The organism is Dyadobacter sp. HNCC25DJ185, assembly GCF_056895195.1.
In genome coordinates, this window is record NZ_JBXHAR010000005.1 from 319,847 (window position 1) to 344,840 (window position 24,994).

The following is a 24,994-nucleotide window of genomic DNA, read 5'->3' on the forward strand; positions in this document are numbered from 1 at the left end:
ACCACAAGGTATGTCCAGTAAAGCGACATTAACGGCAGAAAAGCAACCGGCGAAAGCGATCATGCCCCGGCCGCTTTTTCATGCTCCGCCGCTGCGCAAAGCGGGTAATCCTGTTGATAGGCCGGGCCAGCCTGCCGACGCAATGACCGACCGCCCCATGCGTGCACCTTTTCCGGTTAAATCCCTATCCGATTTTGGCGGCAGCCGTAAAACAGCGCCCGCTCAGCCGGTTGCACTGGCCGGGAAGAAGACAGCCCTGCCCGAAACAATCCGCCAAAAAGGTGGGGATCGAGGTGCCGTCCCAGGTGGTTCGACTCTTCATGAACCTATCCGCGCAAAGAAAGCGACCGATGCGTCTGTTCCAAAATCTCCGCAGAGGCCCGCGGACGATCCGGCGTTCAAAACCGTGAGCGACCATGCAAAACAACAAGCACTCTCCCAGAAAAAGCACGACAAAACCGAAAACAAACTCCGGCAAGGAAAAATGGGTGCGGTAGCACCAGCCGGCGAGAAAATCGCGCATGCAAAAGGAGGCCTGGTGAAGGATATGAACCAGGTGAAGGTCAAACCCAAGCTATTTGACCGGGAGCAGTTTCTCCGCCAGTTCGACCAGCAGATCAAGGATGCGCTGCCGAAGAGCAAAAATGAAATGCAGAAATTCGGGAATACTAAAGAACCGAATGAACCTGCTGAAATAAAAGCATTGAAAGGTCAGGTAACGGATGGCGTAAAAGGCGCCAAAAATGACGCGACCCAGCCGATCGCCGAGGCTTCACAAAAAGCGCCGGACGCCAGTGCAGTACAATCGCCCGAGCATAAGCCGTTGGAGGCTGAAAAGCCCGGTGGCGCTCCTGTCGTGGACAGTCCGCAGCAAGCCGCCCCAAAGCGCAAAACGGACGACGAAATTTCCATGCAGAAAGAGGCGTCTTCACTGGATTCGCAGATGCAGGAAAATGAAGTGACGCCTGCGCAGCTAGAGAAATCCAATGAACCCAGCTTTCAGGCGGCCAATGAAACGAAAAACACGGCCCAGGAAAACGCCAGAAAGGCCCCCGACAATTATCGCAAAGAAGAAACACCGACCCTCGAAGGCCAGAAATCAGAAGCAGAAGGCAGCATTACCGGCCAATTGAAAGGAATCAATGGTTTAAGGGCAGGTCAGTTTACCGGAGTTGACAAAAATAAAGTCGCTGTCAAATCGAAGAATGAATTGCTGCGCGAGCAGATCAGGAAGCGGCTCGAAGATATCTATAACGATACCAAAACCAGCGTCGACAAGCAGCTCGCGGACCTAGAAACGGCGGTTACGACCCGCTTTATAAACGACCTGGCGAGGGCAACCAAAAATTTCAAACACAACGTAGATGTCAGGATCAAAGACCTCGGAATCGGGGATGCCATCTCGGATTTTTTTACAGGAAGTGACAGCAAGCAGGACATTTTCGACGCCGAGAAAGCGAGGTTCGAATCGGAACTCAGGACGACGATCAATGACATTGCGACCACGGTGGAGCAGGGACTCAATGCGGCCATGCGGACCATTCAGTCGGGTCGTGACAAGGTGACCAGCGAAATCGCCAAAATGGGTCCGGAGGAAAAGAAAATAGCGGATGAAATAAAGGGAGATATCGACAGCAGATTCGATAGCCTCGAAACAAAGGTCAACGAAAAACAGGGAGCCTTGGCAGATTCTCTTGCTAAAAAGTACGTAGAAGGGGTCACCCAGCTCAACGATATTTTCGAGAAGATCAAGGAAGAGAATATGGGCTGGATCGAGCGGGCAGCAGCAGCGGTCAGAGGTGTGATCAAAGCCATTGCGGAATTGAAAGAGATGCTTTTGGGCGTCCTGGCGAAGGCGAAAGCAGTGATCACGAGCATTATCAAGGATCCGATGCGCTTCGTCGGAAACCTGATCGCCGCAGTCAAAATGGGGCTGAGCCAGTTTACCAAAAATATCTGGACACACCTGAAACAAGGATTTTTTGCCTGGCTGTTGGGTTCGCTTCCACCAGGGATCGAAATTCCGAAAAACTGGGACCTGCTCAGCATCTTCAAATTTGTGGCATCCATTCTGGGACTTACCTGGGCGAATATCCGGGACCGTGCCGTCAGGAAAATCGGCGAACCGGTCGTGAAAGCTATGGAAACCACTTTTGATGTATTCATGGTGATCATCAAGGAAGGAATAGGAGGGGTATGGCGGTTGATCAAGGAGAAAATGAACAACCTGAAAGAAATGGTGATCGACGCCGTCCTGAATTTTCTCAAAGAAAAGGTCATCATGGCGGGTATTGCCTGGATTATTGGGCTGCTCAATCCGGTAGGCGCATTCATAAAAGCCTGCAAAGCGATTTACGATATCATTAAGTTCTTTATCGAACGCGGAAAACAGATCATGGAGCTGGTCAACAGCGTGCTGGATTCCATTGCCGAAATTGTTGCCGGGAAACTGGGCAATGCAGCCAAACGGGTGGAAGATTCACTGGCCAAAGCCGTTCCGGTAGCAATTGGATTTCTGGCCTCCTTACTCGGACTGGGCGGATTGTCGGAAAAAGTCATGGAGATCATCAAAAAGATCCAAGCGCCGATTAACAAAGCCATTGACTGGATCCTGGATAAGGCCATTGCATTCGCCAAGAAGATCGGCATTGATAAGCTGGTACGGAAGGTGAAGGGCGGCATTGATAAAGGGAAGGCATTTGTGAAGGAGAAAGGGAAACAAGCTGCGGCAAAAGTGCTGAACTTCTTTGGAGTAAAATCCAAATTTGTCGACGCAAAAGGAGCGTCACATTCGGTCTATTTCCAAAAGTCGGGAAATTCCGCTGTGGTGATGGTAGCGAGCGACCCAAAGAATATCGAAGCGTTTCTGACCTTTTACGCTAACGAGTATGGTGTAGATGCAAAATCAGACAAGGGTAAATTAATCGCTTCTATCAGAAGCTTTGTGAATAAAGAAATTTCTACAAAAATAACTTCTTTGAATAAGCAGTCGGACGAAACCAAGAAGACTGCCATTCAGCAGGAACTTTTGGTTCTGAACGTCAAACTTTCGGGAATGTTACAGACCCTTCTGGCTGGCGACAGAAATGTAGGGAAGCTCATAGAATCTTACCGGCTGGAGGGGCTGGCAGGTACATACGGATCTATGCCGAAGCCGGCCGGTGACGAACTCACTGCCGACCACCAGCCCCAGGCGGCTATTTTCGAAGAAGCTTCAAAGATGAATTTCTTTGAGAAAAATGGTAAAATGGCCCAAAGGGCAGCAGGCCGCGCCAAGACGGGGTACGCCATCAATCTGTATAGCAAACGGCACATAGCGGGGAGAACCTTCGGAGGAAAAAGTAATACCACCTTAACGGCCTTTCGGAATGCTGCTACAAAAGCAATTCAGGCACTTACTTTCAAGAGCGATGACAATGTTGAGTCGAGGAAAATGAAGCAGAGGCAGGCGGTGATTGATGGCGCCATCAAACCTGCATTAAACGAGGATGTAAGGGAAATGCGCAACGTAATCGGCAAAGAAGCGAACTTCGCGGATATTGAAGCTTTGCAGATTGAAAAAAAGGAAAAAACCGAGCTCAAGCGTACGATCAAACAAAATATAACCAGCGGGGAAAACCAGCTGCAAAGCCAGAACCTCGATGAACTAACGAAATAAGCCATGGGAAACGCATTCGCAGAGAGCATGTTATCCAAAGCACCTGGCAGCAAGCCGGTGTTTAAAGCGCAGCCTGCCGTCGGCGCAAAACTGCCTTCGCCTCAGGCAAAAGGTGGCGATGACTTCCGTCTAATCCAAAGACCGTTGGCCGCAAGGTTGCCTTCGCTGTCGGATCGGCCTAACCTCGGCTTGGGAATGCTTCATATTGATTCGGAGGCTATCCGGATTATGATTGAGCAATGGCTGGATCCCTCGAATTTTCTAAGATCCCTGATAAGTTCCTTGTATGCGAACCAGGCCAGGACCATAAGGGGATTATCCTCCATGTCAGGCCGGGTTGCGGCAACCAGAACGCTATCGGGTACTACATTGGTATCACAAGTGGCTGCCTCGCCTACAGCCGAGTCAGGCGAGTTGACGCAAGCTACACTTGAAAACCTGGTGGGAACTTTTCTGCGCGTTGAACAAATCGTACAATTTCGAGAGTATGTATTAAGTCACATAACCAGTAAATGGGACAAGTTGACTGAGGAAGAGCGTTTGACCATATTCACTTTTACTGGAAGAATAGCTTTGAGTGGCCTTAGGAGTGCGATTACAACAGATCCATCCTTAGGACAGTCTATGGTGGAGCTTATTACCAGTATGCCTTTTCCAATCTTTGGAACTCCGGCTTCCGTAACGTTCCTCCGCTCGGAAGACAACATTACAGGTTTCATATTGACATTTGACGTTTCGCAGATACTTGGTGGACGACGTTGACGGCGTAGCACAACAATCAAAACTTAAAATCTAAACAAAATGGCATCGGGCTTTTTCAATTGGCTAAGCAGGATATTCGAAAACCAACGGGCGCTGGAAGCTGCAGCGGAACAAAAACTACTGCCCCAGGCCACCCATACCACGCCGGAGCCCGAAACGGAACCTACTATGGAAGAGCATATGGAGATCGACGTCGAAACCGCTCATGAGCCCGCTTATGAGCCTGAACAGGAGGTTGCAAAAGCACCCGTTACCGAACCGCTTCAATACAAGCCCAAAAGCAACTACCCCAACCTGTTGCTTTCCATGGAATACTTGTCACAGGTCACGGAATCGAGGTTGAACGCGCATTTTGAGAACAGGGATTTCAGTTTCCCGGAATTGAAGTTCTATTCGGACGGGTCGCCGGTTTATAATTTTACGGAAAAGCATCACCTGACCAAAGAAGAGTATATGATGTTGATGGTGGCTATTTCGCCGCACATCCAGCCTTATTTTTTTGAAAATAAAATTTCAAAATACTTAACCAAAGACGGCCATTTTGCAGAGATAGGCGGTGTGAAAGCCGAGCAGTCGGGCGGTATGATGCCGACAGGCGAGACAGTCCTGTTTCTGCTGGCAGGGAAAGATACTGCTTACCGTCTGCACCTGATGGAAAGGCTCTTTTCCAAAGAAAATCCATTGATCGCAGAACACGTGGTCACTCTGGAAGAGCCCAGGGAAGGGGAGCCGGATATGGGCGGACGCCTCACAATTTCAAGGGATTATCTGGAACTCTTCACAACAGGAGAGGAATGGAGGCCGGCCTTTGGTCCCAATTTTCCGGCAAAATTCATTGAAACTACCATGAAATGGGAAGACTTGGTGGTTTCGGAAAGTGTACGGGCGGAGCTGGACCAGATCTATAACTGGTTGAAATTTAACACCCGATTATTGAAAGATCCTGCTTTAAGTGCACGCCTGAAACCGGGGTACAGGGCATTGTTTTACGGAAATCCGGGAACCGGGAAAACCTTGGCTGCTACCCTGCTTGGCAAGCGTTTGGAAAAGGATGTATACCGTGTCGACCTGTCCCTGATCGTATCCAAATACATTGGCGAGACGGAAAAAAACCTGCAGACACTTTTTGAGGTGGCCGAAAATAAGAACTGGATCCTGTTTTTCGACGAAGCAGACGCGCTTTTCGGGAAAAGGACGTCCGTCAGCTCATCCAACGACCGGTATGCCAACCAGGAAGTTTCCTATTTGCTTCAGCGCATCGAAGATTACAATGGCCTGATCATCCTGGCTTCTAATTTCAGAAACAATATGGATCAGGCCTTTACAAGACGCTTTCAATGTATGATCAACTTTCCGGTGCCCAATGCGGGCGAGCGGCTGCTGTTATGGCAGCAAACTTTTCCATCGACCATTCAGATCGCGCCCGACATTTCCCTGGAAGAACTGGCCAGGAACTTCGAGCTCACCGGGGCAGCCATTCTGAACATAGTTCAGCTAGCCAGCATCCAATCCTTCTCCGCCGGGCAGCCTTTGAATAAGAGTATGCTTTTGCAGGAGATCCGGAAGGAATACGCAAAGGAGAGCAAGACGATGTGATGCCTATTCCCCTTCACTAAACCGGACACCCCGGAGACGCATTGGTGCCCCCGTCAAAACGAAATAAATATCTTTCACGCCGCTCTGGGCTCCGGGACCAATATTCATCAGGATCCTGCTGCCGTATTCTCCCGAAAACTTTCCGACGAGTTTACCTTCCGGGGACCCAATATGCGCCTCAATGGTTCCGGAAGGGGAAGTTGCTGCATTCCTTCCAGCAACGCGCAGGATTTCAATTTGCCTGATACCGGTTAAGTCGGTATCCTTCAACCTGAAATAAGCACCGGGAGTGGCTACCGCAGCTGTGGTACTATCGTCTGAAAAAAGGAGGTCTTTGGTGGCATCGGCGTAGGAGACCGGCACGATGGGGCTGCGCAACACCACAGTCATCTCCGCTGTTTGAGAAGCAGCTGTTTTAGCGCCCCGGTCGGTATAGGCAGCACGGAAAATGAAACTGCCCTCTGTGTTTTCACCTTTAGGAATCGCTGTGACGTAACTGCCTTTGACCGCGAGCGTTTTGGCGGGTTTTGGTGCGTCCGACAAGCTCATAATGTATTTCACGATCGATTTTACATCACTTTCGGCCATGGTTGGATGGGCAGGCATGAACGCGTCGCCCCATACTCCGGAGCCGCCGGTCAGGATTTTTTTAGACAAACCGCCAATCGCCGAAGGGTCGCCCTTGTATTTTAGGGAAACATCCGTGAATGAAGGGCCAAGTACTTTTTCTTTGATCGCATGACAGGCTTTGCAGTCGCTTTTATTGATCACTGAAATAGCGGTAGCATACTGGGCGGAAGCATCCACGCTCAGCTGCTTTTGTGCTATTTTGGTTAAATTAAAACCTTCGGACAGGTAATTGGTGCTGACGGAAACTTGCGACGGCAGGATTTTCCTGTTGGCCAGGCTGCCGTCTTCTCTATCGTTTACGGTTACCTCATAATCAATGGATTTTCCGGGGAAAAAGAAGCTGGAATTTCCTTTTGTGATGTTAAACTTTACAGCCGGCGGTTCGTTGCCAGCCTTTATTTCCACAGATTTGGCGTTTTTCTCCCCGGATCGATCTGTCACGGTCAAAGTGGCCTTGTAAGTGCCCGGTGTAGTAAATGTGATGGTCGGGTTAGCTTCTTTCAGCGTTTTGAATGCTGCGCCATTTCTGGTGATGGTCCAGTCGTATTGCAAGGCGTCGCCTTCGTCGAAATCTTTAGTGCCATCGGACGACAGGGCTACCTGCAGGGGAAGCGCACCGGCAGTTTTACTGGCCGTCGCTTCCACCTGGGGTCTGCGGTTGCCGCCATTGTATTCAATACGTATCAGTTCCGCTTCGGGATTGTCTTTGAAATAACCGTTCCCATATTCCAGCACATAGAGGTCACCTTCGGGTCCAAACTTCATATCGATCGGGCCTTTCAGTTTCAGATCCGGCAGAAACGTTTCCATTGCTTTGTAATCGCCTTGTTCATCCATCTCCACCACATTAAGCCAGCCTCTTACCCAATCGGTAATAAACCATTTTCCTTCATAGTAGCCCGGGAATGTGCGTTTGGCGCCTTTAAAATCATCCTGGTGGAACACAGGTCCGCCTACTGCGCTGTTACCTCCGCTTTCCATCAGGGGAAATTCCTGGCTCTGGCCCTTGGAATACCAGATAAAAGCAGGCACCGCTTCGGGCAGTTCTTTCAACCCCGTATTATTGGGCGAATTGTTAACGGGATGTTCTGGATTAAAGGGCTTGCCCGAAACTTTGGTAGCAAAATCGTATTCCACATACGCCTTATTGTCGGCGACGAAATAGGGCCAGCCGTAAAAACCCGGCCCTTTGGCGCGGTTGAATTCATCGTAGGATTGAGGTCCCCTTTTTTCGATATCATCTGTGGAACCGTCGGGGCCAACTTCCCCCCAATAGAGCCAGCCCGTCTTTGAGTCGATGGTGGGTCTCCAGGGGTTGCGATTGCCCATCGTGTAGATTTCCGGCCGGGTATTGGCCGTGCCAGGAGGGAACAGGTTGCCCTTTGGAATGGTATATGAGCCATCCGCTTCGGGATGGATGCGCAGGATTTTCCCCCGTAAGTCGTTGGTGTTCGGCGATGATTTCTGAGCGTCGCGTGCGGATTCTCCGGAGCGGGTGTCCAATGGCGAGAAACCGTCGGATGCACGTGAAAAAGTGTTGTCGCCGGTAGTCAGGTAGAGGTTCTTATCCCGATCAAAAACCATCCCGCCGCCTACGTGGCAACATTCTTCTCTTTGGACTGCCACTTCCAGGACTACTTTTCTGGAGCTTTCCAGTAACGCTTGTCCGTGCCATTCATATCTGACGAGAATGTTCTTGGCTTCGTCCCCGGCAATGGAATAATAAATGTAAATCCAGTGGTTTTTCTCATAATCTGGATCCAGGATTACGCCCTGCATACCATCCTCGCCTTCCGTCACTTCGCCTGTTTTGCTGACGTATTTCGTACTTACGGCAAATTCTGCTATCAGCGCGAGGTTGCCTGACTTCGGGTCGTAAACTTTCAGTTTCCCTTTTCTTTCTACAAACAAAACCCGGCCGTCTTTCAGGATCTGAAACTGAATGGGTTCTTCCAGGCGCTGGGCAAGTACCACTTTTGTAAACCGGTTGTCGTCTGGTTTTTTGGTTTGAGCAGCTAAGCGGGTTGAAGGATAAAAGAAAATGAAAAGCAATAAGGTTTTGAACAATGTTCTGGTACGAGAGCCGGTCTGGCAATACTTGGTCATAGGATTAGGGATAGTTTTGAATCGTCGATCTGGTCCGGTGTATAAAGAAATTCAGTACGGTTTTTCCGCTGCGGCGACTCACTTTGTAGTAGTAAATCCGACGAAGTTACCCCAATTCTCTTACCGTTCCAATAGCCGAGCATTGGCCTAGAAGAAGCCGCCTGGGTGCTGGGGGATCTGCGGAACGCTTTTTATACAACCTTTACGAGCTGAACAGCATGAGCAACCGATGGCAGAAGGTTAAAATCTCAAACTTTATTCCCCTATTTTTTATGAAAAATAACCTGGATATTTTTCCAAAAGTGAATTCCAACGCAGTAGTGATGGCTGCTGCAGGAATAGGACTTTTGGCGTTGGCCAAAGCAGTTTATTCAAAAATGACCCGTTATAACCTTCGGGATAAGGTCGTTCTGGTAACGGGCGGTTCCAGGGGACTGGGTCTTGAAATGACCAGGGTTCTGGTGTCACGCGGCGCAAAGGTCGCCATTTGTGCAAGGACCGAAAACCAGCTGGAAAAAGCGGAATATGAGCCGGCATTGGAAAAAGCAGATGTTTTCGCTATCCGTGCAGACCTGACCAACGCCACAGAGGCCACCCGGGTGGTAGAAGAGGTGATCAAACGCTTCGGTCGGTTGGATGTATTGATTAATAATGCGGGGACGATGATCGTCGGACCGGAGAACGTGATGGAGGTTGGCGATTACCAGCTGGTGATGGACGCAAATTTATGGTCGGCGCTTTATACCATGAAGGCCGCGGTAGGTCATTTCAGAGAGCAAGGGGAGGGGCGCATTGCAAACATTTGCTCGATCGGGGGAAAAATTGCCGTGCCACATATGCTGCCTTACAGCGTGAGCAAATTTGCAATGGTTGGCTTGTCGGAAGGTATGGCTGTGGAGCTGAAGAAAGACAATATCCATGTTACCACAGTTATTCCTAACCTGATGCGTACCGGAAGTCCACGTAATGTATCCGTGAAAGGAAATCATGAAAGTGAATACGCATGGTTCAAGCTTGCCGATTCGCTGCCGTTTTTATCCCAGGATTCAGCCGCCGCTGCCCGGGAAATTATCGGGGCGATTGAGGCGGGGGAAAGCGAAATTGTACTGACTGCGACGGGCAAAATAGTGACGGCTCTGCAAGGTATCATGCCTGGATCGATCACCTCGCTTTCACAGTTCGCGGACCGGTTTTTCCCGAAAAGTGAAAACAAGGAGGCTAAAAAAGGTTTTGAGACTGAATCGGAAAAGAGGACTCAACTGGTTGGTTCCGTTACAGATGAGGCAGCAGCAAGGAACAATGAATGATAACCCGCTGCTACATTTCCACCCACGAGTCTGCCAGGTATTCCCACTGTATTTTTGAAAAGGCGGTTTTGCCCGCTAACCCGACTGCAGAATTGCGTATGCGTTCGATCAGGTTATCCGGAGATGTGTTGACTTTGATATTTCGGTCATAGACTGCCGCGGTCACTTTGGACTTTTCCCTGGTAACGGTAAAAGTGCTTGTAGAGTCTTCCGTATAAAAATGCGCGGTGTCCGGGTCATTGCTGGCGGGATTTGCTGCTGGCCTTACCCGCATACCGATGCTTTCAATACCTTCGGCAGCATAGGTCTGGATTGCTTCAACCCGAACCCAGTCGTAACCCTGCCCGGCTTCGGTGCCCGGGCCGGCGATATCTATCTTGAAATAATAGCCTTCTTTCGCAGGGCCCTGGATATCAATGCCGTTTTCGTCAGTGAGCTGAAATGTGCTCATCACCTTTGCCGCCAGCTGGTTCCAGTTGTTGATGTCCAGCAGGCGATTCCTGGCTGTTTGGTACAAAATGATCGCCCCCTGTTCGTCAGGTAATTGCTTTACGCTTTCCGCATTGATGACTGCGCCGTCATGCTGAGCAGGTATGGTTCCTGTGAAGTTTTTTTCGCCCATTTTGTGAAGGTGATTGGTCCCGGGAATTATTGCACGGTTTTCTGTTATTTTTAAAACCATGCCAGAGACCCACCGATCAGAAAAAAGGATCTAAAAAGCTGAAAATGAAATGAAATAATGGCGGGATTTAGTCGAATTTGTCGAATAGCTCCTGATACGCCCCTTTGGCCAGTTCTGCATCGAATGCCTTTCCAAAGCGTTCCAGGTCACCATCTCCGCTACTGATACCCAGGCTTTTTTTATCACCTTCGAAATAGAGGAAAAGGGCTGTGCCGCTGGCTTTCAGGCGGATACTTTTAGTCCGGAAATCAGGCATGTCTTTGCGGCTCACCTCCGATACCTCGTAATGTTTGGTTAGGAAGTCGTAGTAAGCTTCCAGCATTGCTTCTTTCACAGGAACGAGCTCATAGGAAGAAACCTTTCCGGAGAGCGGATCTTTGGAGTAGCGTCCCTGCCAGTAAGGCAATTTTTTTAGTGTTCTCCTCACCAGCCGATCGCGACCTGCCTCGTCCTCCGTCCATTCAAAATAAGTAGCCAACCAATCGGAAGTGGCGTCCCAGACAGAAAGGAATCTCGTTTCAGTTTTATCGAACGGAACGGCATAAGCTGCATTGGTTTTAAAATCGATTACTACAAGTGCATATTCGTAGAGAAGGGTGTTTTGCCTGCTGCTGCGTTGCCCTATCAATACAAGCTGTGTACCGTTTGGTGAAATTGCCAATACCCCGGAATTATAGGCATTGTAATCGTCCAATGCGGCTACGCGCTCGTAAGAGTTGACATCGACAGGGTAAGATTTTAATGTTTGGATGTCGAGTATAACCCGCTTGTTGATCATCAGGTACCTGCCCCCCGAAAGGAACCTGCTCCTTCCGGAATCGTCACCCAGGTATACCGTCTGAATGGTATCCGGCTTTCCGTTCTCACTATCCAGCCACTGGAAAGTGGCAAAATCTCCGTCCTGCAAATCAAGCGGAGTGACTTTTGGCCGGCCATTTTCTTCGGTAACCAGGTGCATGCTGTGCGTGCCGACGAGTACCGCAGGTTGCAGGGCATCTTTGAGAAATAGGGCTTGCCAAGAAAAGTCGACGGTTTTGTCCTTCGTGGGTATCAGCACCTGCTTGCCATGGTGATAAACCCTGAAATAAGAGGTGAGATTACGGGCGTCGGGATCGCCCCCGTTATTGAACCAGAGACCCGAGCGGCTACTTTCGACTTCCCAGCGGATTTCAAAAGGACCGGATGTTACTTTCCCCTCCGTTACTTTTTCGGAAGAAGGGCCGCAACCGAAGAGGGCGGCGATTACTGTTGACCATTTCATAAAAGCGGGCTTCCATTTCATAATCGAATATAGGCCCGCTTTTAGGGATGACGGTTACCGAAGGGTAAGCCGAAACAGCCATTCAATAGATAGTGATGGCCGGATCACAATAGGTTATTTCAAGGTAATGGATTTGAAATCCCTCGTCAGGTCGGTCAGCGATTTTTCAACACCCATGCGTTCCAGGGATGATGCACCCACGAAGCCGTGCACATTGGTTTTCGCAAGAATCTCGCGTACATCGTCAGGCGTGTTGATGGGTCCGCCGTGTGCGAGGAAAAATATATCAGGGTTCACTTCCCGGCCGGCGTCGGCGATTTTCTGGGTCTGCTCAATGGCCTGGTCCATGCTGACGGTCGCGTCTACCACTCCGATCGACCCCCCGACTGTTGTTCCCACGTGCGCTATGATGGCGTCGGCGCCCACTTCGGCCATCTGCCTGGCTTCTTCCGGGGTGGCGACATACACAATGGAGAACAGGTCCATCATCGTGGCCAGCCGGATCATCTCAACTTCCTTTTCGAAGCCCATCCCGGTTTCTTCCAAAACCCTCCTGAAATGACCATCTACAATTGAATGTGTAGGGAAGTTATTGACGCCGGAAAAACCCATTTCCTTCACCTTCAGCAAATGGTGCCACATTCTCCGGCGCGGATCGGAACCGTGCACACCACAGATCACCGGTACTTCTTCTACCACTGGCAGCACCTCGAATTCCCCGATCTCCATCGCGACCGCATTGGCATCGCCGTAGGCCATCAGCCCTGCCGTCGATCCATGCCCGGACATCCTGAACCGCCCCGAGTTGTAAATGATAATAAGGTCTGCTCCTCCTTTTTCGATGAATTTGGCGCTGATTCCGGTTCCGGCACCGGCGGCGATAATGGCTTTTCCCTGGTCTAATGTAGCTTTCAGACGTTCACGCACTTCCTGCTTGGTGTAGGGGTTTCCTTTACCTGTCCATTGATTTGGCATAATATTCTGTGATCGATATGTTGAATTGAGTAGATAACGGGACTAATATGCCGCAAAATTAGGGTATATCTTCCTTTGCAAGTAAATCTAACAGTGTTTTGACAAGCATTTCTGCAAACTGGGTGTCATTAATGTGCGCGTCGATTTCCAGCACCTCCACGGGACCGTCGGCATTGCCTTTGATCGCATCAAACAGTGCCCGGTCTGTTTCAGGGTGGTAAAATATGCCTCCCTCTGAGTCAACCTGGGAAATTCCGCGTAAGGGCAATACTACCGTAACCGGGGCCAGAGCCCTGCTGATTTTTTCAGCCAGTTGTCTTCCCAAAATCATGTTTTCCTCCTCATTGGTCCGCATAAGTGTCACGTCGGGCGCCCAGCCGTACAATTCGCGATGCCTGTATCGAGCTGGAATTGTATCCGGGTGCCCAAAATTCACCATGTCCAGGCACCCCGGGACTACGACTTGCAGGATGCCCATGTCGGCGGCGGCCGTTAATCTGTCTGGGCCTGCACTGCAAATCCCTCCACAAAGTTCATCAGCCAGTTCCGTGGTCGTCACATCCAGTACAGCGTCAAAAACGCCTTCCCGGATAAGGGCCTCCATCGTTTTTCCGCCGACGCCCGTGGCGTGAAATGCGAGTACCTCGTAACCTCTCTTATTGAGTAATGCGGTGCATTTGTCTACACAGGGCGTGGTGTTGCCAAACATGCTGATAGCAATGGTACCGGAAGTGTTTCGGGCGGTTTGTACCTCCACCTTTGACATCGCACAAATGGCAGCGGCAGCCTGTTCAACCAGCGGCCGCAGGATGCTGTTCATCCCTGCAACGTCTACGACCGAGGGCATCAGCGTAATGTCTTTATTTCCGATTTGCCTTGACAGGTCTTTGGCAGCCAATGTGGTGAGGCACAGCTTGGGTATGCCAAAAGGGATTTTCTGCATGGCGGCCAGGGCAATATAAGTGCCCCCTCCTCCGCCCATGCCGATCGCGCCCTTGATCTCATCGTCGGCGACCAGTCTGGATACAATCCTTGCAGCGCCCCGCCCCATGACGTCGATTGCTTTCCCCCGATCGCGGGTTTGCCTTAAACCGGCAAGGCTATCGCCCCCTTCGGCAGCAACCGTATCGGCCTCAAAATCGACTTGAAAGGAATCTGTCGAGCCAAATACGCCTGTATTGATGGCGATGATACGCTCGTTTCTTGCGAGAATACATGCACTCAGGTAAGAGAAAATTTCGCCTTTCGTATCAAAGCAGCCGATGACCAGGATGCCCTTTTCTTTTGGAGACATGTGATTGGGTTCGGGATGCTTATTTCAAGGTTTTGATGTAAGAGAGCAGATCGGCCACCTGTTTGTCAGAATAGTTGTCTATCAACCCCTTTACCATGAAAGAGCGCCCGCCCAAAAATCCCTGGCTTTTGATAGCGCTGGCTTCGATAAATACTTTGGCGCCTCCCATAAATGCGAGTGTTGTGCCCTGGTTATCTTTATTGACCAGGTATCCTTCCGCGCTGGTGCCATCTTTTTTAAATACGCGGTAAACAGCATACCCAGACTCTACGGCAGCATCCGGATTGAGGATCGCGGTAAGCAGTGCTTCGTTTTCGCGGTTGGCCGAACCATCCAGCGCGGGCGCGATGTTCTGACCCTTGTTGGCCACCTGATGACATGCCAGACAAGTTTGAAAAAGCAGTTTCCCAGCTTCCGGACTGCCGTTATTTTTGGATGCTATCGCCATATACCGGGACAGCTTTCCATTAAAGGCCCTTTTTACTTCTTCGTCGCGTTTCTTAACACCTTCGAGAATAGAGGCGGCATTTTTGTTGTCCTTGTTGGAATCAACCACACGTTCTGCAGCGGGAAGGTCGAATGCGGCGAGGTCGAGGAGTTTTGCCGAGTGCATCCGTAACAGCAGCGCAGAGCCTTGTTCGGAAGATGAAAGAGCAGAGGTCAGCTCATTTTTTTGTCCGGGAGTCAGCTCGGGCAACCATTTTTTGAACAAGCCCTGTGCCACGGCTGGGTCCGCCTTGCACAGGCTATTCAATGACGCGGCCCGGATTTCGAAGCTTTGGTGGCTATCCCGGACGATTGTTGCAAAAATGGCCTGGTTTTCCTTCGGGTTTGCATCCAATGCTTTAATTATCAATTGCATCGTTGGTTCGGGCGTTTCGTCGTTGATCAAGGCAATAACAGCTTCACGAGAGCCCTTGACTTGAAAGCGACCGATGGCATCCAGAGCCAGGTCTTTATCCGATTGCGAACCGCTTTTCAGCAACGTATTTACAGGAATACTCAAAAGTTCAGCAAGCTCGGGAGACTGAACCTGTGACTGATTTTGGATTGCAAAATCGACATAAGTTCTGGCGTTGACAGGATTTTCGATGACCGGTTTCACCGCTGACCTGACATCCCTGTTCCGTAACATTCCTGCGATGGCTATGAAGGTGGATTCGTCCAGTTTAGAAATAGCTGCTTTGGGCCAGAATTTCAAAAATGCCGGATCCCTTTGATCAGCGGGCAGCGCCTGCACTGCCCAGAGCATATTAACGGCGGGGACGTCATTCGCTTCTGCAGATCCAATATACTTCTGCAATTCAGGCTGATATTGTTCCAGCGCCCTTCTGGCCAGAAAGCGCTCTTGTTGCCTTTCGTAACTGCCCCCCATTGCGTTGCCCCCTAGCTCCGGCTTGCATGCTTTAGCCAATAGCTCGATCACCGCCTGGTCGGCCCCGCCTGTTTCGGTCAATGTACGGAGTACCTGGGCACGGATTGAAGGGTTGTGATCTTCCATCAGGTTTTTCAGTTCCTGCACAAATTTTGCGGAGCTAATGGAAAAGCTGCTCAGTGAGCGGACTGCTTCACGCCTGACGTCGGCGACCGGCGATTTGAGCAATGCGGAGATCAGGCTTGCATCGTAATATCTGAGGCCCTCCAGGGACCACAATGCATGTATTCTTGTAATGGGGTCTTGTCCGGCGTCGGAAGCGAGGGCCGCCAGTTGTGGTATCAATGGCTTCGTTTCTGCTGCTGGCCTGTCGCTGATCTGGTGCCAGGCGGCCCGTTTTTCCCACAGAGAAGGTGATTTGAGATGGCTCACAAGATCCTCGGTCGGTGTGGTATACAGGTTTGGGATAGCCCTCGGCTGCTGACTGATATGTCTGATCCGCCAAATGCGGCCATGGGTTTTGTCACGGTCGGGGTGGGTAGTGGGCAGTTCGTTGTGCGAAACGATCTTGTTATACCAGTCGGCAATATAAAGGCACCCATCGGGACCGAATTCCATGTTGACAGGCCTGAACCAGTCATCTCCGGAAGTAAGCAGGTCGGGCAGGTGTTTCATGGTAACCGAGCCGTCGGGGTTATGGACAATCTGCACGGCGTTGATGGTGCTGGTGATCGGGTTTGCCAGAAAGGCTACATTCCGGTATTCCTCGGGAAACGAACCCGAAGCGTCGTCGGGGAATGCAGTGCCGGAGATGCCCGTTCCGCCAACCCTGAATTCGTGAAGCTCCGGGACAAAAGGCTGATAATACCTCAGACGCTCGTTCCCGATCCCTGGAAACCCGCTTCCCGGATCCATTGGCGTTACAGCGTAACCCAGGTCGTTTGCTTCGGAACCGTACCATTCCCCATTGCCCCGCAACTGAAATCCCCAGATGTTGTTGAGTCCCACGCTTACCAGTTCTATTTTTTTTGCGTCAAGCGAGAAGCGGGCAATCTTGCTGAAATCGATTTTGAGCTTTGCGTCACTTTTCAATGAGGATACTTCCCCTTTGTTCAATGCACCATGGCTGAAATGGATCCAATCCCCCGGCGCCCTTACCAGCGTATGCGCCATGGTGTGGGTATCTGTAAAGCCAAAACCGGTCAGTAACGGGTCGCGCTGATCGGCCTTGCCATCTTTGTCCCGGTCATTCAGAAAAAAAAGCTCGGAACCCTGAGCCACATAAGCGCCGTCTTTATAAGGCAGGACACTCATGGGAATGGTAAGACCATCAGCCCAGATCGTCGTTTTAGCCGGGCTTTTTGCGTACAAGTCGGATATGATGATAATTTTATCAGTGCCCTTTGTCTTGCCCTGATACAGGTCCAGGATGCGCTTAAAGTTAGGATGGTTTTTCTGAGCCGCCGGATCGTCCATCAGGCGCAGCAGATCATCCCATTGGATGTCTGCAACAGGGTCCAGCGGATACATGCGGGCTGTTTGTGTCCATAACCTTCCCGCGTCATCGAACGTGAGATCAACGGGATTGACGATACTGTCCCTTTCGCTGGCCACAAGTTCTATGACAAATCCGGGAGCCAGCTTAAAGGCGGCGAGTTCTTCTTCTGGGGTGTATACTTTTGTCCTTTCGGATTGTGTCAGATTTTTTTGGCCGAAGGAATTTTCAGAAATGTGAAGATGTAGCACATATACAATGGCAGAAAGGAAAGCTTTAAACTTCATATTTCGCGGAAGTTAATAAGTCAGTAAGAATGATTTTTGATGAGATGGGCATTATCTATAAAATTGTGTACCTGTGGTTTCTTACTGTTTTGGTTATTAAAGTTTCAAAAAAATAGGGGATAGCTTAATTAAGCTATTGACAGCAGCGTGTGTTTGTTTTACTTTTACGGATATCATTTTTTGCTTAATTCAATCTTATCGGATAAAGGATTTTTACTCAACGTTTATTTATATTATCTGTCCACTGGTCGGGAACGGTTTGCTGAAAAATTACAAGTCCTTCGTAATTCAACAGCGTAATTGTTCCCGGTATTTTTTATAGACAGCGTGTTTGATTGATGATGGGCATTTCAATAAAATCTTATCCTGGCCTCCATGCCCTCTTCCTGGAAGACGATTTTCTTCCTACGTCGTAGACAGCTTCTGGCGACTGTAATTTGACTTCGTTTGTCATTTTACCTCGTTGTACAAACGATGGTTATACGCGGAGTTTTTTGTACCTGAAGTCACATTTGCCCGCTCCGCCGGCAATGGTACCGGTCCTGATCAGCTGCAGGCCGGCGAGCTCAGAAGTAATTTCGTCTAATTCACAAAGTATGGAAGCGTACCTGTCGTAATCAAACTTTTTGAAAAGTTTACAGACGCCGCATTCGACGACGTCCACGCCATAGCCGAAGCCAAAAGTTTCATTTTTGTCGGTAATAATATTTGCCTTGAAACCATCCTGGGACGTGTTTTGGCTAAACCGGATTGCCCATTTTCTTAAAAAATAGCCCGCAAAGCGACTGCCGACCAGCGCGGCCGGAATCCGTTTCAGCCAGCGATGAAACCAGTTCTTCGGTCTCACATATTCTGTCACCACTTGCAGACAAATTTCCCTGATCGCAGCAAAATCCACTTGTTGCTCGTCGAGTGTTTTAATAAGTGCCAGGAAGTAAGCGCAGAAATCCAGCCGGTGATCGATCGGGTTGGCAGATTTTGATGCAAAAGCGATGTGTTTTGAGATGATTTGAAAGTTGTCGGCGACCTCATTCAGCAGAGAATCCGTCTGTTCGGGATATTTCTGTTTTACAACGGCGGAGAAATATTTCTGATAACCAGGCATTTTTTATGCATTACTATTAAGTGTTTAAATTCAGCATTTTATTCCAAATTTTTCCTTGGAAGCCAATTTTTCTGAGATGAAAACGGGTCAAAGATGATGGTTTTTTGCAAAAATATTCTCTTGATTTTCTGTATGGGCAGCGGCTGGTACGATTTTTAAATGGTCGAAAATAAGTAACCAATCACAACTTAAAATCATCAGCAATACCATGGAAACTTCGCACAAGATTACCTACAACAATGATCAGGATTCACTTGAAATGCAGGTTAACTTTGAAAATACAAACCCGTTTGCAGTCAGGACGGATCTGAACAAGGTTACCAAACCGGGCAAAAGGCCAAGGATTATGAAGCCTTTATATTCGGCAAGATTATCTTAACTTTCCTGCATGATTTATGTGGCAGGAAGCTCCAATACCGATATGGTCGTCAAATCTGACAGGTTGCCCGTGAGGGGAGAAACCGTCATTGGAGGGGTATTTCTGATGAACCCAGGGGGGAAGGGAGCCAATCAGGCTGTCAGTGCGGCACGGTTGGGAGGAAAAGTAACCTTTATCTGTAAGCTGGGCGATGACCTTTTCGGAAAGCGGGCGCTGGCACAATTCGCGCGGGAAGGTATCCGCACGGATTTCATTGCAATCGATCGGGCGCTGCCTTCCGGAGTGGCATTGATCAATGTCGATGCCGATGGTGAAAATTGCATTGCCGTAGCGCCGGGAGCAAACAGTTCGCTGGCCAGTGAGGATGTGTCGGCAGCACTTGCGGAAATACGTGCCGACGATCTACTGCTGGTACAGCTGGAGATTCCTACGGATACGGTCGCGTTTTGCGTGACGCATGCAAGCAGGAAAGGCGCAAAGGTCATCCTGAACCCGGCACCTGCACAAAAATTGCCCGATACGATTTACAAAGACCTTTTCCTGATTACCCCTAATGAAACAGAGGCCGAATTGCTGACCGGCGTCAAGGTCGAAACGGAGGCGGCAGCTGCGAAAGCTGCAGATATACTCATTGAACGGGGCTGTGAGAATGTGGTTATTACTTTGGGAAGTAAGGGTGCCTTTCTTCGAACGGCATCTCGGCGTGTCGTTATCCCCGCTCCTCCGGTCGCAGCGATTGACACGACAGCAGCCGGTGATTGCTTCAACGGTGCATTGGCGGTGGCCATTTCGGAGGGAAATAGTCTGGAAGAATCTGTCGAATTTGCGTGCAAAGCAGCTACGATCAGCGTAACCAGAATGGGCGCGCAGAGCTCTCTGCCCTCTCGGAGTGAGTTGGAAGCAATATAAGACTTACAGTTTGAACAGCTTTTTGGCATTGCCGTAAAGTAATTTTCTCTCTATTGCTTTGCTGCCCGACAGTTTTCTGATCTCTGCTATGGTCTGGGATCCCTGGCATTTTTCACCCTCGCCTACACTGTCGTCGCAATCGCTTCCATACAACAGCTTGTCCTGATGGCGTGCCAGGAATTCGCGCGCGTGATCTTCGTCTCGTGTCATCGAAAGCAGCCCTGAGCCAGCAGAAAGATCGCCGTACATATTCGGGTAGTCACTTAACAATCTGTCTGTCAGGCCGCCTTTAGTGACTTTCGTTTGAGGATACAAAATGCGTTGGTCGGTGTGGTTTTTATCAATATTTGCCCACCAGGTCTGCGCATGGCCGATGAAATTGACATTCGGGTATTTCTCAAGCATTTTGGGAAAGCGCTCAAAGTTGTAATTGAACATTTCAAACTGCCAGTGCATCAGCACAGGTACCTGGTAGGCACCGGCGAGTTCATAAATTCTTTGCATTTCCTTTGAGTCGCAATCCAGGCCAAATTTGAGCTCTCCAATCACAGGAGCACCCAGTTTCAGGTATTTTTCTATTTCTTTGATGGCATCCGGCAGGTCCGGCACTTCGTTGGCACCGAACGTGAATTCGTCGGGGTACTTTTTCGCCATAGCATAACAAACATCATTTCCCGAACATCTCGCCTGCAAGCCGTTGGTCTGTCCTTTGTGGGTCGACATGCCGAAAGCCGGGGTTCCTGCGGGAAGCAAAATAGTTTTAGAAATCCCCATTTTACGTTGATGGGCAAGCAACTGATCATGCGTTCTGCCGGCATAGTCGGTATGCTGGTGGATATCTATAATCGGCTCTGCATCAAGTATTTTTGCGCCTGACGCGCAAAGGCTTGACCCCAGCAGGACGGCACTTGTAACACTGAAAAAATCTCGTCTCGAAAGGTGATTTGGGTCAAACATTTATACAGTAGGTTGGGATTTTGTAAAAATAAAAACAAACGGCTGCGATCCGAGCTGTTCCAGCACTTATTCACAATAATTCCTGAGCAATAAAATAGTTAAATTGCATTTACTTTTCATGGAAGTTGGTGACTTATGCTACTCAAATCCTCTATCCGGTCCGCTATTTGTTTGGCTTTTGTCATAGCCTACAGTGTTTGGTCGGCGTGCGGGCAGTCCGTCAAAAAGCCGGTGAGGGTTATCAACACCAGAGATGGTCTGCCTCAGTCCTTTGTTTCCGGGCTGGTGCAGGATTCCAATGGTTTTGTTTGGGTTGCTACGCTTAATGGGATAGCGAGATTTGATGGCCTGCGTTTCAAGGTTTTCGGTAACAACCTGCGAGATTCATCCACCATCAGTTCGAACGTCGCCGTTTCCATGAAGCTGGATGCAAGGGGTAACATCTGGATTGAATACGGATCGGGTGCGATTGATGTGATGGACGCTAATTCCGAAAAGGTCACCAGACTCACTTCCAAACCATTGTTCGGGACCCAGCCAGTGAGGCGGGCGCGCGAAGGCTGGTTGGGCGATTTCAATGGAAACCTCTGGGTTATCAAGCAAGCCGGAGGCGTTGTAAAGTACGATTTCAAACGAAATCAGGCCATTGATTTTACGAAGCCGGGTTACCAGTTTCCAGGCGACACGGTGCATGGGATGATGGAGGACAAACTGCATCGTATCTGGGTGCTCAGCCAGGATGCCATCGGTGTTTTTGATCGTGCCAGGGGCAGGTTTGTAACACAAGGGATCCCTTTTAAGCTAAAGTTGCATAACGATGGCGGCGCTGACGCAGAAGTCATCGGTATGCACGAACGCAGTAATGGCGAGATCATGTTCGGTGACCGTGAACGGCTGATCTTTTTTCAACCTAAAAACGGAACCTTCAGGTATCAGGTTTTCAGGGAAGCATTTCAGACCGGCATCCGTTCCATACAAAGCAGTCCGGACGGCAACGAATATTTCGAAAAGCTGGGAGAGGTTTTCCGTTACAATGACCGCACCGGAATGACCATGGTAGGTAGAATAGACAACCCCGGTCATCACGAAACGCCTGCGTTTTTAGTGGACCGTTCGGGCTTGATCTGGCTTGGCACCAATGCCGCGGGTCTACAGCAGGTCGATCTGGCAACGCCTTTTTTTGAATCGAAATCTACTTTGCATTCTTTTCACGAAGATCTGCTGCGACAGGAATTGAACATCTCGCTGGCAGCATTTGCTAAATGGCCGGTAGACAGCCAAAACTTTGTTGCATCAAGCTATTTTGTGAGATCAACCTATGACGATCAGGGAAGATTGTGGCTGGCGGCGCGAAATCGGGTCGCATATTATGATCCAAAATCAAAAAAACTGGCTCTACTGCCTGAAATCGCTGGCATCAGTAATCCCACCAACCTGGCACTGGGCATACGGGGGATCACGTTTGCGCCTGACGGCACACTGTGGGTTGTCAGCGATAAGGGTGTTGTCGTTTATTTCGACCGGACTGCCAAGAGTTGGATCACATTTATGGAACCCGCCATTTTGAGAAAAGAGACGGGTTCGGAGGTGGTGGTGGTAGACATGATAGCCGACCGCGACAGGCTGTTTTTGACGACAGCCGATGGAAATGGCTTGCTGATCGTCCATATTCATACCAAACATGTCCAGAAGATCACCCACAAATCGGGTCCGGAGCTTTTTCCCGAGGATTTGGTACTGGGAATGAGCAATGATCCTAAGAGCCCTGATTTTCTTTGGATCGGGTCGTACAACGGGCTGATCCAATTGGATAAAAGGAGTCTGCAGAGCCGGGTCTTTACGGTGCAGGACGGCCTGCCCGACAACACCATTTACTCAATTTTAGCTGATAAAGCAGGCTATTTATGGTTAAGTACCAATAAAGGTTTGTGCCGTTTTCATCCGCAGAACCATCAGATACAGACATTCCTCAGTGACGACGGCCTGCCCGGGGACGAGTTCAACCGTTTCCATCATCTGAAATTGCCTGACGGGCGACTGGCCTTTGGGGGTATCGAGGGATGGACTATTTTTGATCCCAATGCATTGAAGGCCGATACCTACAACTCGCAGGTAGCCTTCACAAACCTCAGGATCAATAACATCGATGCAGCGGAATACGAGGACCCCGTGATCTTGCCCGGAGAGATGAATAGCCTGAAAAAGCTTTCGCTCCCATATGACCTGAATTCACTTACGTTCGAATTTGCCGGACTTGAATTCAACAGGCCCAAACGACTTAAATACCGTTACCAGCTGAAAGGTTATGATAATGGCTGGGTGATGGCCGAGAATTCTCCTGTGGCCAGTTATACCAAATTACCGCCGGGCAACTATTTGCTCCGTATCAATTCATCCAACTCCACAGGTCAATGGAGCCCGAATGTCAGAGAGCTTGTCCTGCAGATTGGGGCACCTTTCTGGCTTAGGTGGTGGGCCTATTGTATTTATGCCGGCGTCGCGGCCCTGCTGCTCTGGGGGTACGCCCGTTACCTGGCCTATAAAGAAGGGCTCAAGCAGGAAATTCTTTTAAAAGAGCGGGAAGCGGAACAACTTAAGGAGATAGATACGCTTAAAACAAGGCTTTTTTCCAACATCACACATGAATTCCGTACGCCGCTGACCCTTATACTTACCCCGGCACAACGCCTCAGACCGACCTTAAACGGGGCTGAACAACAGCGATGGCTGGCAGCTATTGAGCGCAATGCGAACCAGTTGTTGAGGTTGATCAATCAGTTGCTGGACCTTTCAAAACTTGAATCGGGTAACCTGCCTGTGAATGAGTCGCTGGGAGATCCCGGGAAGTTTCTTCAGGATCTGGTTTCTTCTTTTACGCATGAGGCCGAAGCCAAAGAAATTCTTCTGATTTTCAAAAGCGAGGCCGATTTAGGGAATTATTGGTTTGACCCTGAAAAATTGGAACAGATCGTCTTAAACCTGGTTGCCAATGCGATCAAATTTACACCAGAAAAGGGCGAAGTACAGGTCAGCCTTTCGGCGCTCGATGAGAACGGGATTCAGATCGAGGTCTGCGATTCGGGCATTGGCATTCCTGCCGATAAGCTGCCGTATATCTTCGACCGTTTTTATCAGGTTCAAGATCCAAGTCATGCCAGGCAGCATGTAACTGGCTCTGGAATAGGATTATCGATTGCGAAGGAAATGACAGAGTTGCAAAAGGGGACATTGTCGGTTGAAAGCCCACCGGAATACGGCGGGAATTGGCGCACCCGCTTTTCGGTATGGCTTCCTTACCGTCGGGCTGTGGAGGCAGCAGCCCCGCCAGAGCCCCATCGTCGCGAACCTTTTCAACTGTGGCAAGGAGGGGAAGACGCGGACCCGGGCTCTATCGGCGGGGAAGAAGATATTCCGTCGATCCTGCTGGTTGAGGATAATCCGGAGCTGGCCGAATTTATTGCCGATATCCTGAAAGAAAATTACCGTATCGCCAAGGCACGCAATGGTCTGGAGGGATTGGAATATGCGATCAGCAATTACCCCGACCTGGTTCTCAGTGACGTTCTGATGCCCGCCATGGATGGTTTTGAATTTTGTGAGAAACTAAAAAAAGATGAGCGAACGAACCATATTCCGGTCATCCTACTGACTGCCCGTGCTTCTTTTTATGATAAAATCGAGGGTTTGAGCTTTGGTGCGGACGATTACCTGACCAAGCCCTTTCACACACAGGAATTAGAACTGCGCGTGGGCAACCTGCTGCAACGTCAGCGGCGGCTGCGGGACAAGCTTAGTGCCGAACTGAAAAACCCGGAACAGCTGACACAATCCTCTTTGGAGCCGACGGTTACCTTACAGGATATGTTCGTTCAAAAACTATATAAGGTAATCGAACAACGGCTGGAAGACTCTTACTTCGGGGTGGAGCAGCTTGCGTCGGAGGTGGGAATGAGCAGGGCGAGCCTCCATCGTAAAGTCAAATCACTGACGGGCCTGGCGCCGGGGGATATGATCAGGAATTACCGTCTCAAGCGGGCCGCGCAATTTCTTAGGGAGGGTTACAACAGCTCCGAAACAGCTTTTAAAACAGGTTTTGAAAGTGCGTCCTATTTTTCTAAATGCTTTCGAGAGTTTTACCAGGTTACCCCAAATGAATTTGTCTGAGCGTGTGTTTGATACGTAGTTTATATCATTTGAAACAGGATTGATAGCGGCT

General features: G+C 49.7%; 15 protein-coding genes. 7 read left to right on the plus strand and 8 right to left on the minus strand.

The features are described 5' to 3' along the window. Positions 1-10: 10 nt before the first annotated feature. The 3 genes from AC1XUF_RS16255 to AC1XUF_RS16265 are packed head-to-tail and all read left to right on the plus strand — an operon-like array spanning position 11 to position 6,016. Positions 11-3,658: a phage tail protein gene (locus AC1XUF_RS16255; protein WP_483342874.1), complete on the plus strand. Its 3,648-nt coding sequence runs from the start codon at positions 11-13 to the stop codon at positions 3,656-3,658. Positions 3,659-3,661: 3 nt separating this feature from the next. Next, on the plus strand, positions 3,662-4,420 hold the full coding sequence (locus AC1XUF_RS16260) for a hypothetical protein (protein WP_483342875.1): 759 nt from the start codon (positions 3,662-3,664) through the stop codon (positions 4,418-4,420). 39 nt (positions 4,421-4,459) lie between these two features. After that, positions 4,460-6,016 carry an ATP-binding protein gene (locus tag AC1XUF_RS16265; RefSeq protein ID WP_483342876.1) on the plus strand — a complete coding sequence of 519 codons (1,557 nt, stop codon included), beginning with the start codon at positions 4,460-4,462 and terminating at the stop codon, positions 6,014-6,016. A 3-nt stretch (positions 6,017-6,019) separates the two neighbouring features. Here the strand turns inward: AC1XUF_RS16265 and AC1XUF_RS16270 are convergent, their stop codons facing one another. Further along, positions 6,020-8,752: a PQQ-dependent sugar dehydrogenase gene (locus tag AC1XUF_RS16270; protein WP_483342877.1), complete on the minus strand. Its 2,733-nt coding sequence runs from the start codon at positions 8,750-8,752 to the stop codon at positions 6,020-6,022. A gap of 272 nt (positions 8,753-9,024) precedes the next feature. On the opposite strand from AC1XUF_RS16270, the gene AC1XUF_RS16275 reads away from it, so the two are divergent. Then, positions 9,025-10,059: an SDR family NAD(P)-dependent oxidoreductase gene (locus tag AC1XUF_RS16275; protein WP_483342878.1), complete on the plus strand. Its 1,035-nt coding sequence runs from the start codon at positions 9,025-9,027 to the stop codon at positions 10,057-10,059. Positions 10,060-10,069: 10 nt separating this feature from the next. Here the strand turns inward: AC1XUF_RS16275 and AC1XUF_RS16280 are convergent, their stop codons facing one another. From AC1XUF_RS16280 to AC1XUF_RS16305, 6 genes are all read right to left on the minus strand, one after another. After that, on the minus strand, positions 10,070-10,681 hold the full coding sequence (locus tag AC1XUF_RS16280; RefSeq protein ID WP_483342879.1) for a hypothetical protein: 612 nt from the start codon (positions 10,679-10,681) through the stop codon (positions 10,070-10,072). 127 nt (positions 10,682-10,808) lie between these two features. Next, positions 10,809-12,002: a hypothetical protein gene (locus AC1XUF_RS16285; protein WP_483342880.1), complete on the minus strand. Its 1,194-nt coding sequence runs from the start codon at positions 12,000-12,002 to the stop codon at positions 10,809-10,811. A gap of 114 nt (positions 12,003-12,116) precedes the next feature. After that, positions 12,117-12,977, minus strand: coding sequence for a phosphoenolpyruvate hydrolase family protein (locus AC1XUF_RS16290; RefSeq protein WP_483342881.1), 861 nt, complete (start codon positions 12,975-12,977; stop codon positions 12,117-12,119). 58 nt (positions 12,978-13,035) lie between these two features. Then, the gene (locus tag AC1XUF_RS16295; protein WP_483342882.1) at positions 13,036-14,271 is read right to left on the minus strand and encodes a Tm-1-like ATP-binding domain-containing protein; all 1,236 of its coding nucleotides are present in this window, start codon (positions 14,269-14,271) and stop codon (positions 13,036-13,038) included. A gap of 19 nt (positions 14,272-14,290) precedes the next feature. Next, positions 14,291-17,428: a PVC-type heme-binding CxxCH protein gene (locus AC1XUF_RS16300; RefSeq protein ID WP_483342883.1), complete on the minus strand. Its 3,138-nt coding sequence runs from the start codon at positions 17,426-17,428 to the stop codon at positions 14,291-14,293. 478 nt (positions 17,429-17,906) lie between these two features. After that, the gene (locus tag AC1XUF_RS16305; protein WP_483342884.1) at positions 17,907-18,533 is read right to left on the minus strand and encodes an L-2-amino-thiazoline-4-carboxylic acid hydrolase; all 627 of its coding nucleotides are present in this window, start codon (positions 18,531-18,533) and stop codon (positions 17,907-17,909) included. Positions 18,534-18,741: 208 nt separating this feature from the next. Here AC1XUF_RS16305 and AC1XUF_RS16310 point away from each other — a divergent pair, with 208 nt between their 5' ends. Together AC1XUF_RS16310 and rbsK are read left to right on the plus strand one after the other, a co-directional pair. Beyond that, positions 18,742-18,912, plus strand: coding sequence for a hypothetical protein (locus tag AC1XUF_RS16310; protein ID WP_483342885.1), 171 nt, complete (start codon positions 18,742-18,744; stop codon positions 18,910-18,912). A gap of 9 nt (positions 18,913-18,921) precedes the next feature. After that, on the plus strand, positions 18,922-19,821 hold the full coding sequence (rbsK, locus tag AC1XUF_RS16315) for a ribokinase (protein WP_483342886.1): 900 nt from the start codon (positions 18,922-18,924) through the stop codon (positions 19,819-19,821). Positions 19,822-19,824: 3 nt separating this feature from the next. On the opposite strand, the gene AC1XUF_RS16320 is transcribed toward rbsK, so the two are convergent. Continuing rightward, entirely contained in the window at positions 19,825-20,778 is a 954-nt protein-coding gene (locus AC1XUF_RS16320) for an amidohydrolase family protein (protein ID WP_483342887.1), read from the minus strand. Between the two features lie 171 nt (positions 20,779-20,949). On the opposite strand from AC1XUF_RS16320, the gene AC1XUF_RS16325 reads away from it, so the two are divergent. After that, positions 20,950-24,942, plus strand: a complete 3,993-nt coding sequence (locus AC1XUF_RS16325) for an ATP-binding protein (protein WP_483342888.1) — start codon at positions 20,950-20,952, stop codon at positions 24,940-24,942. Positions 24,943-24,994: the final 52 nt, after the last annotated feature.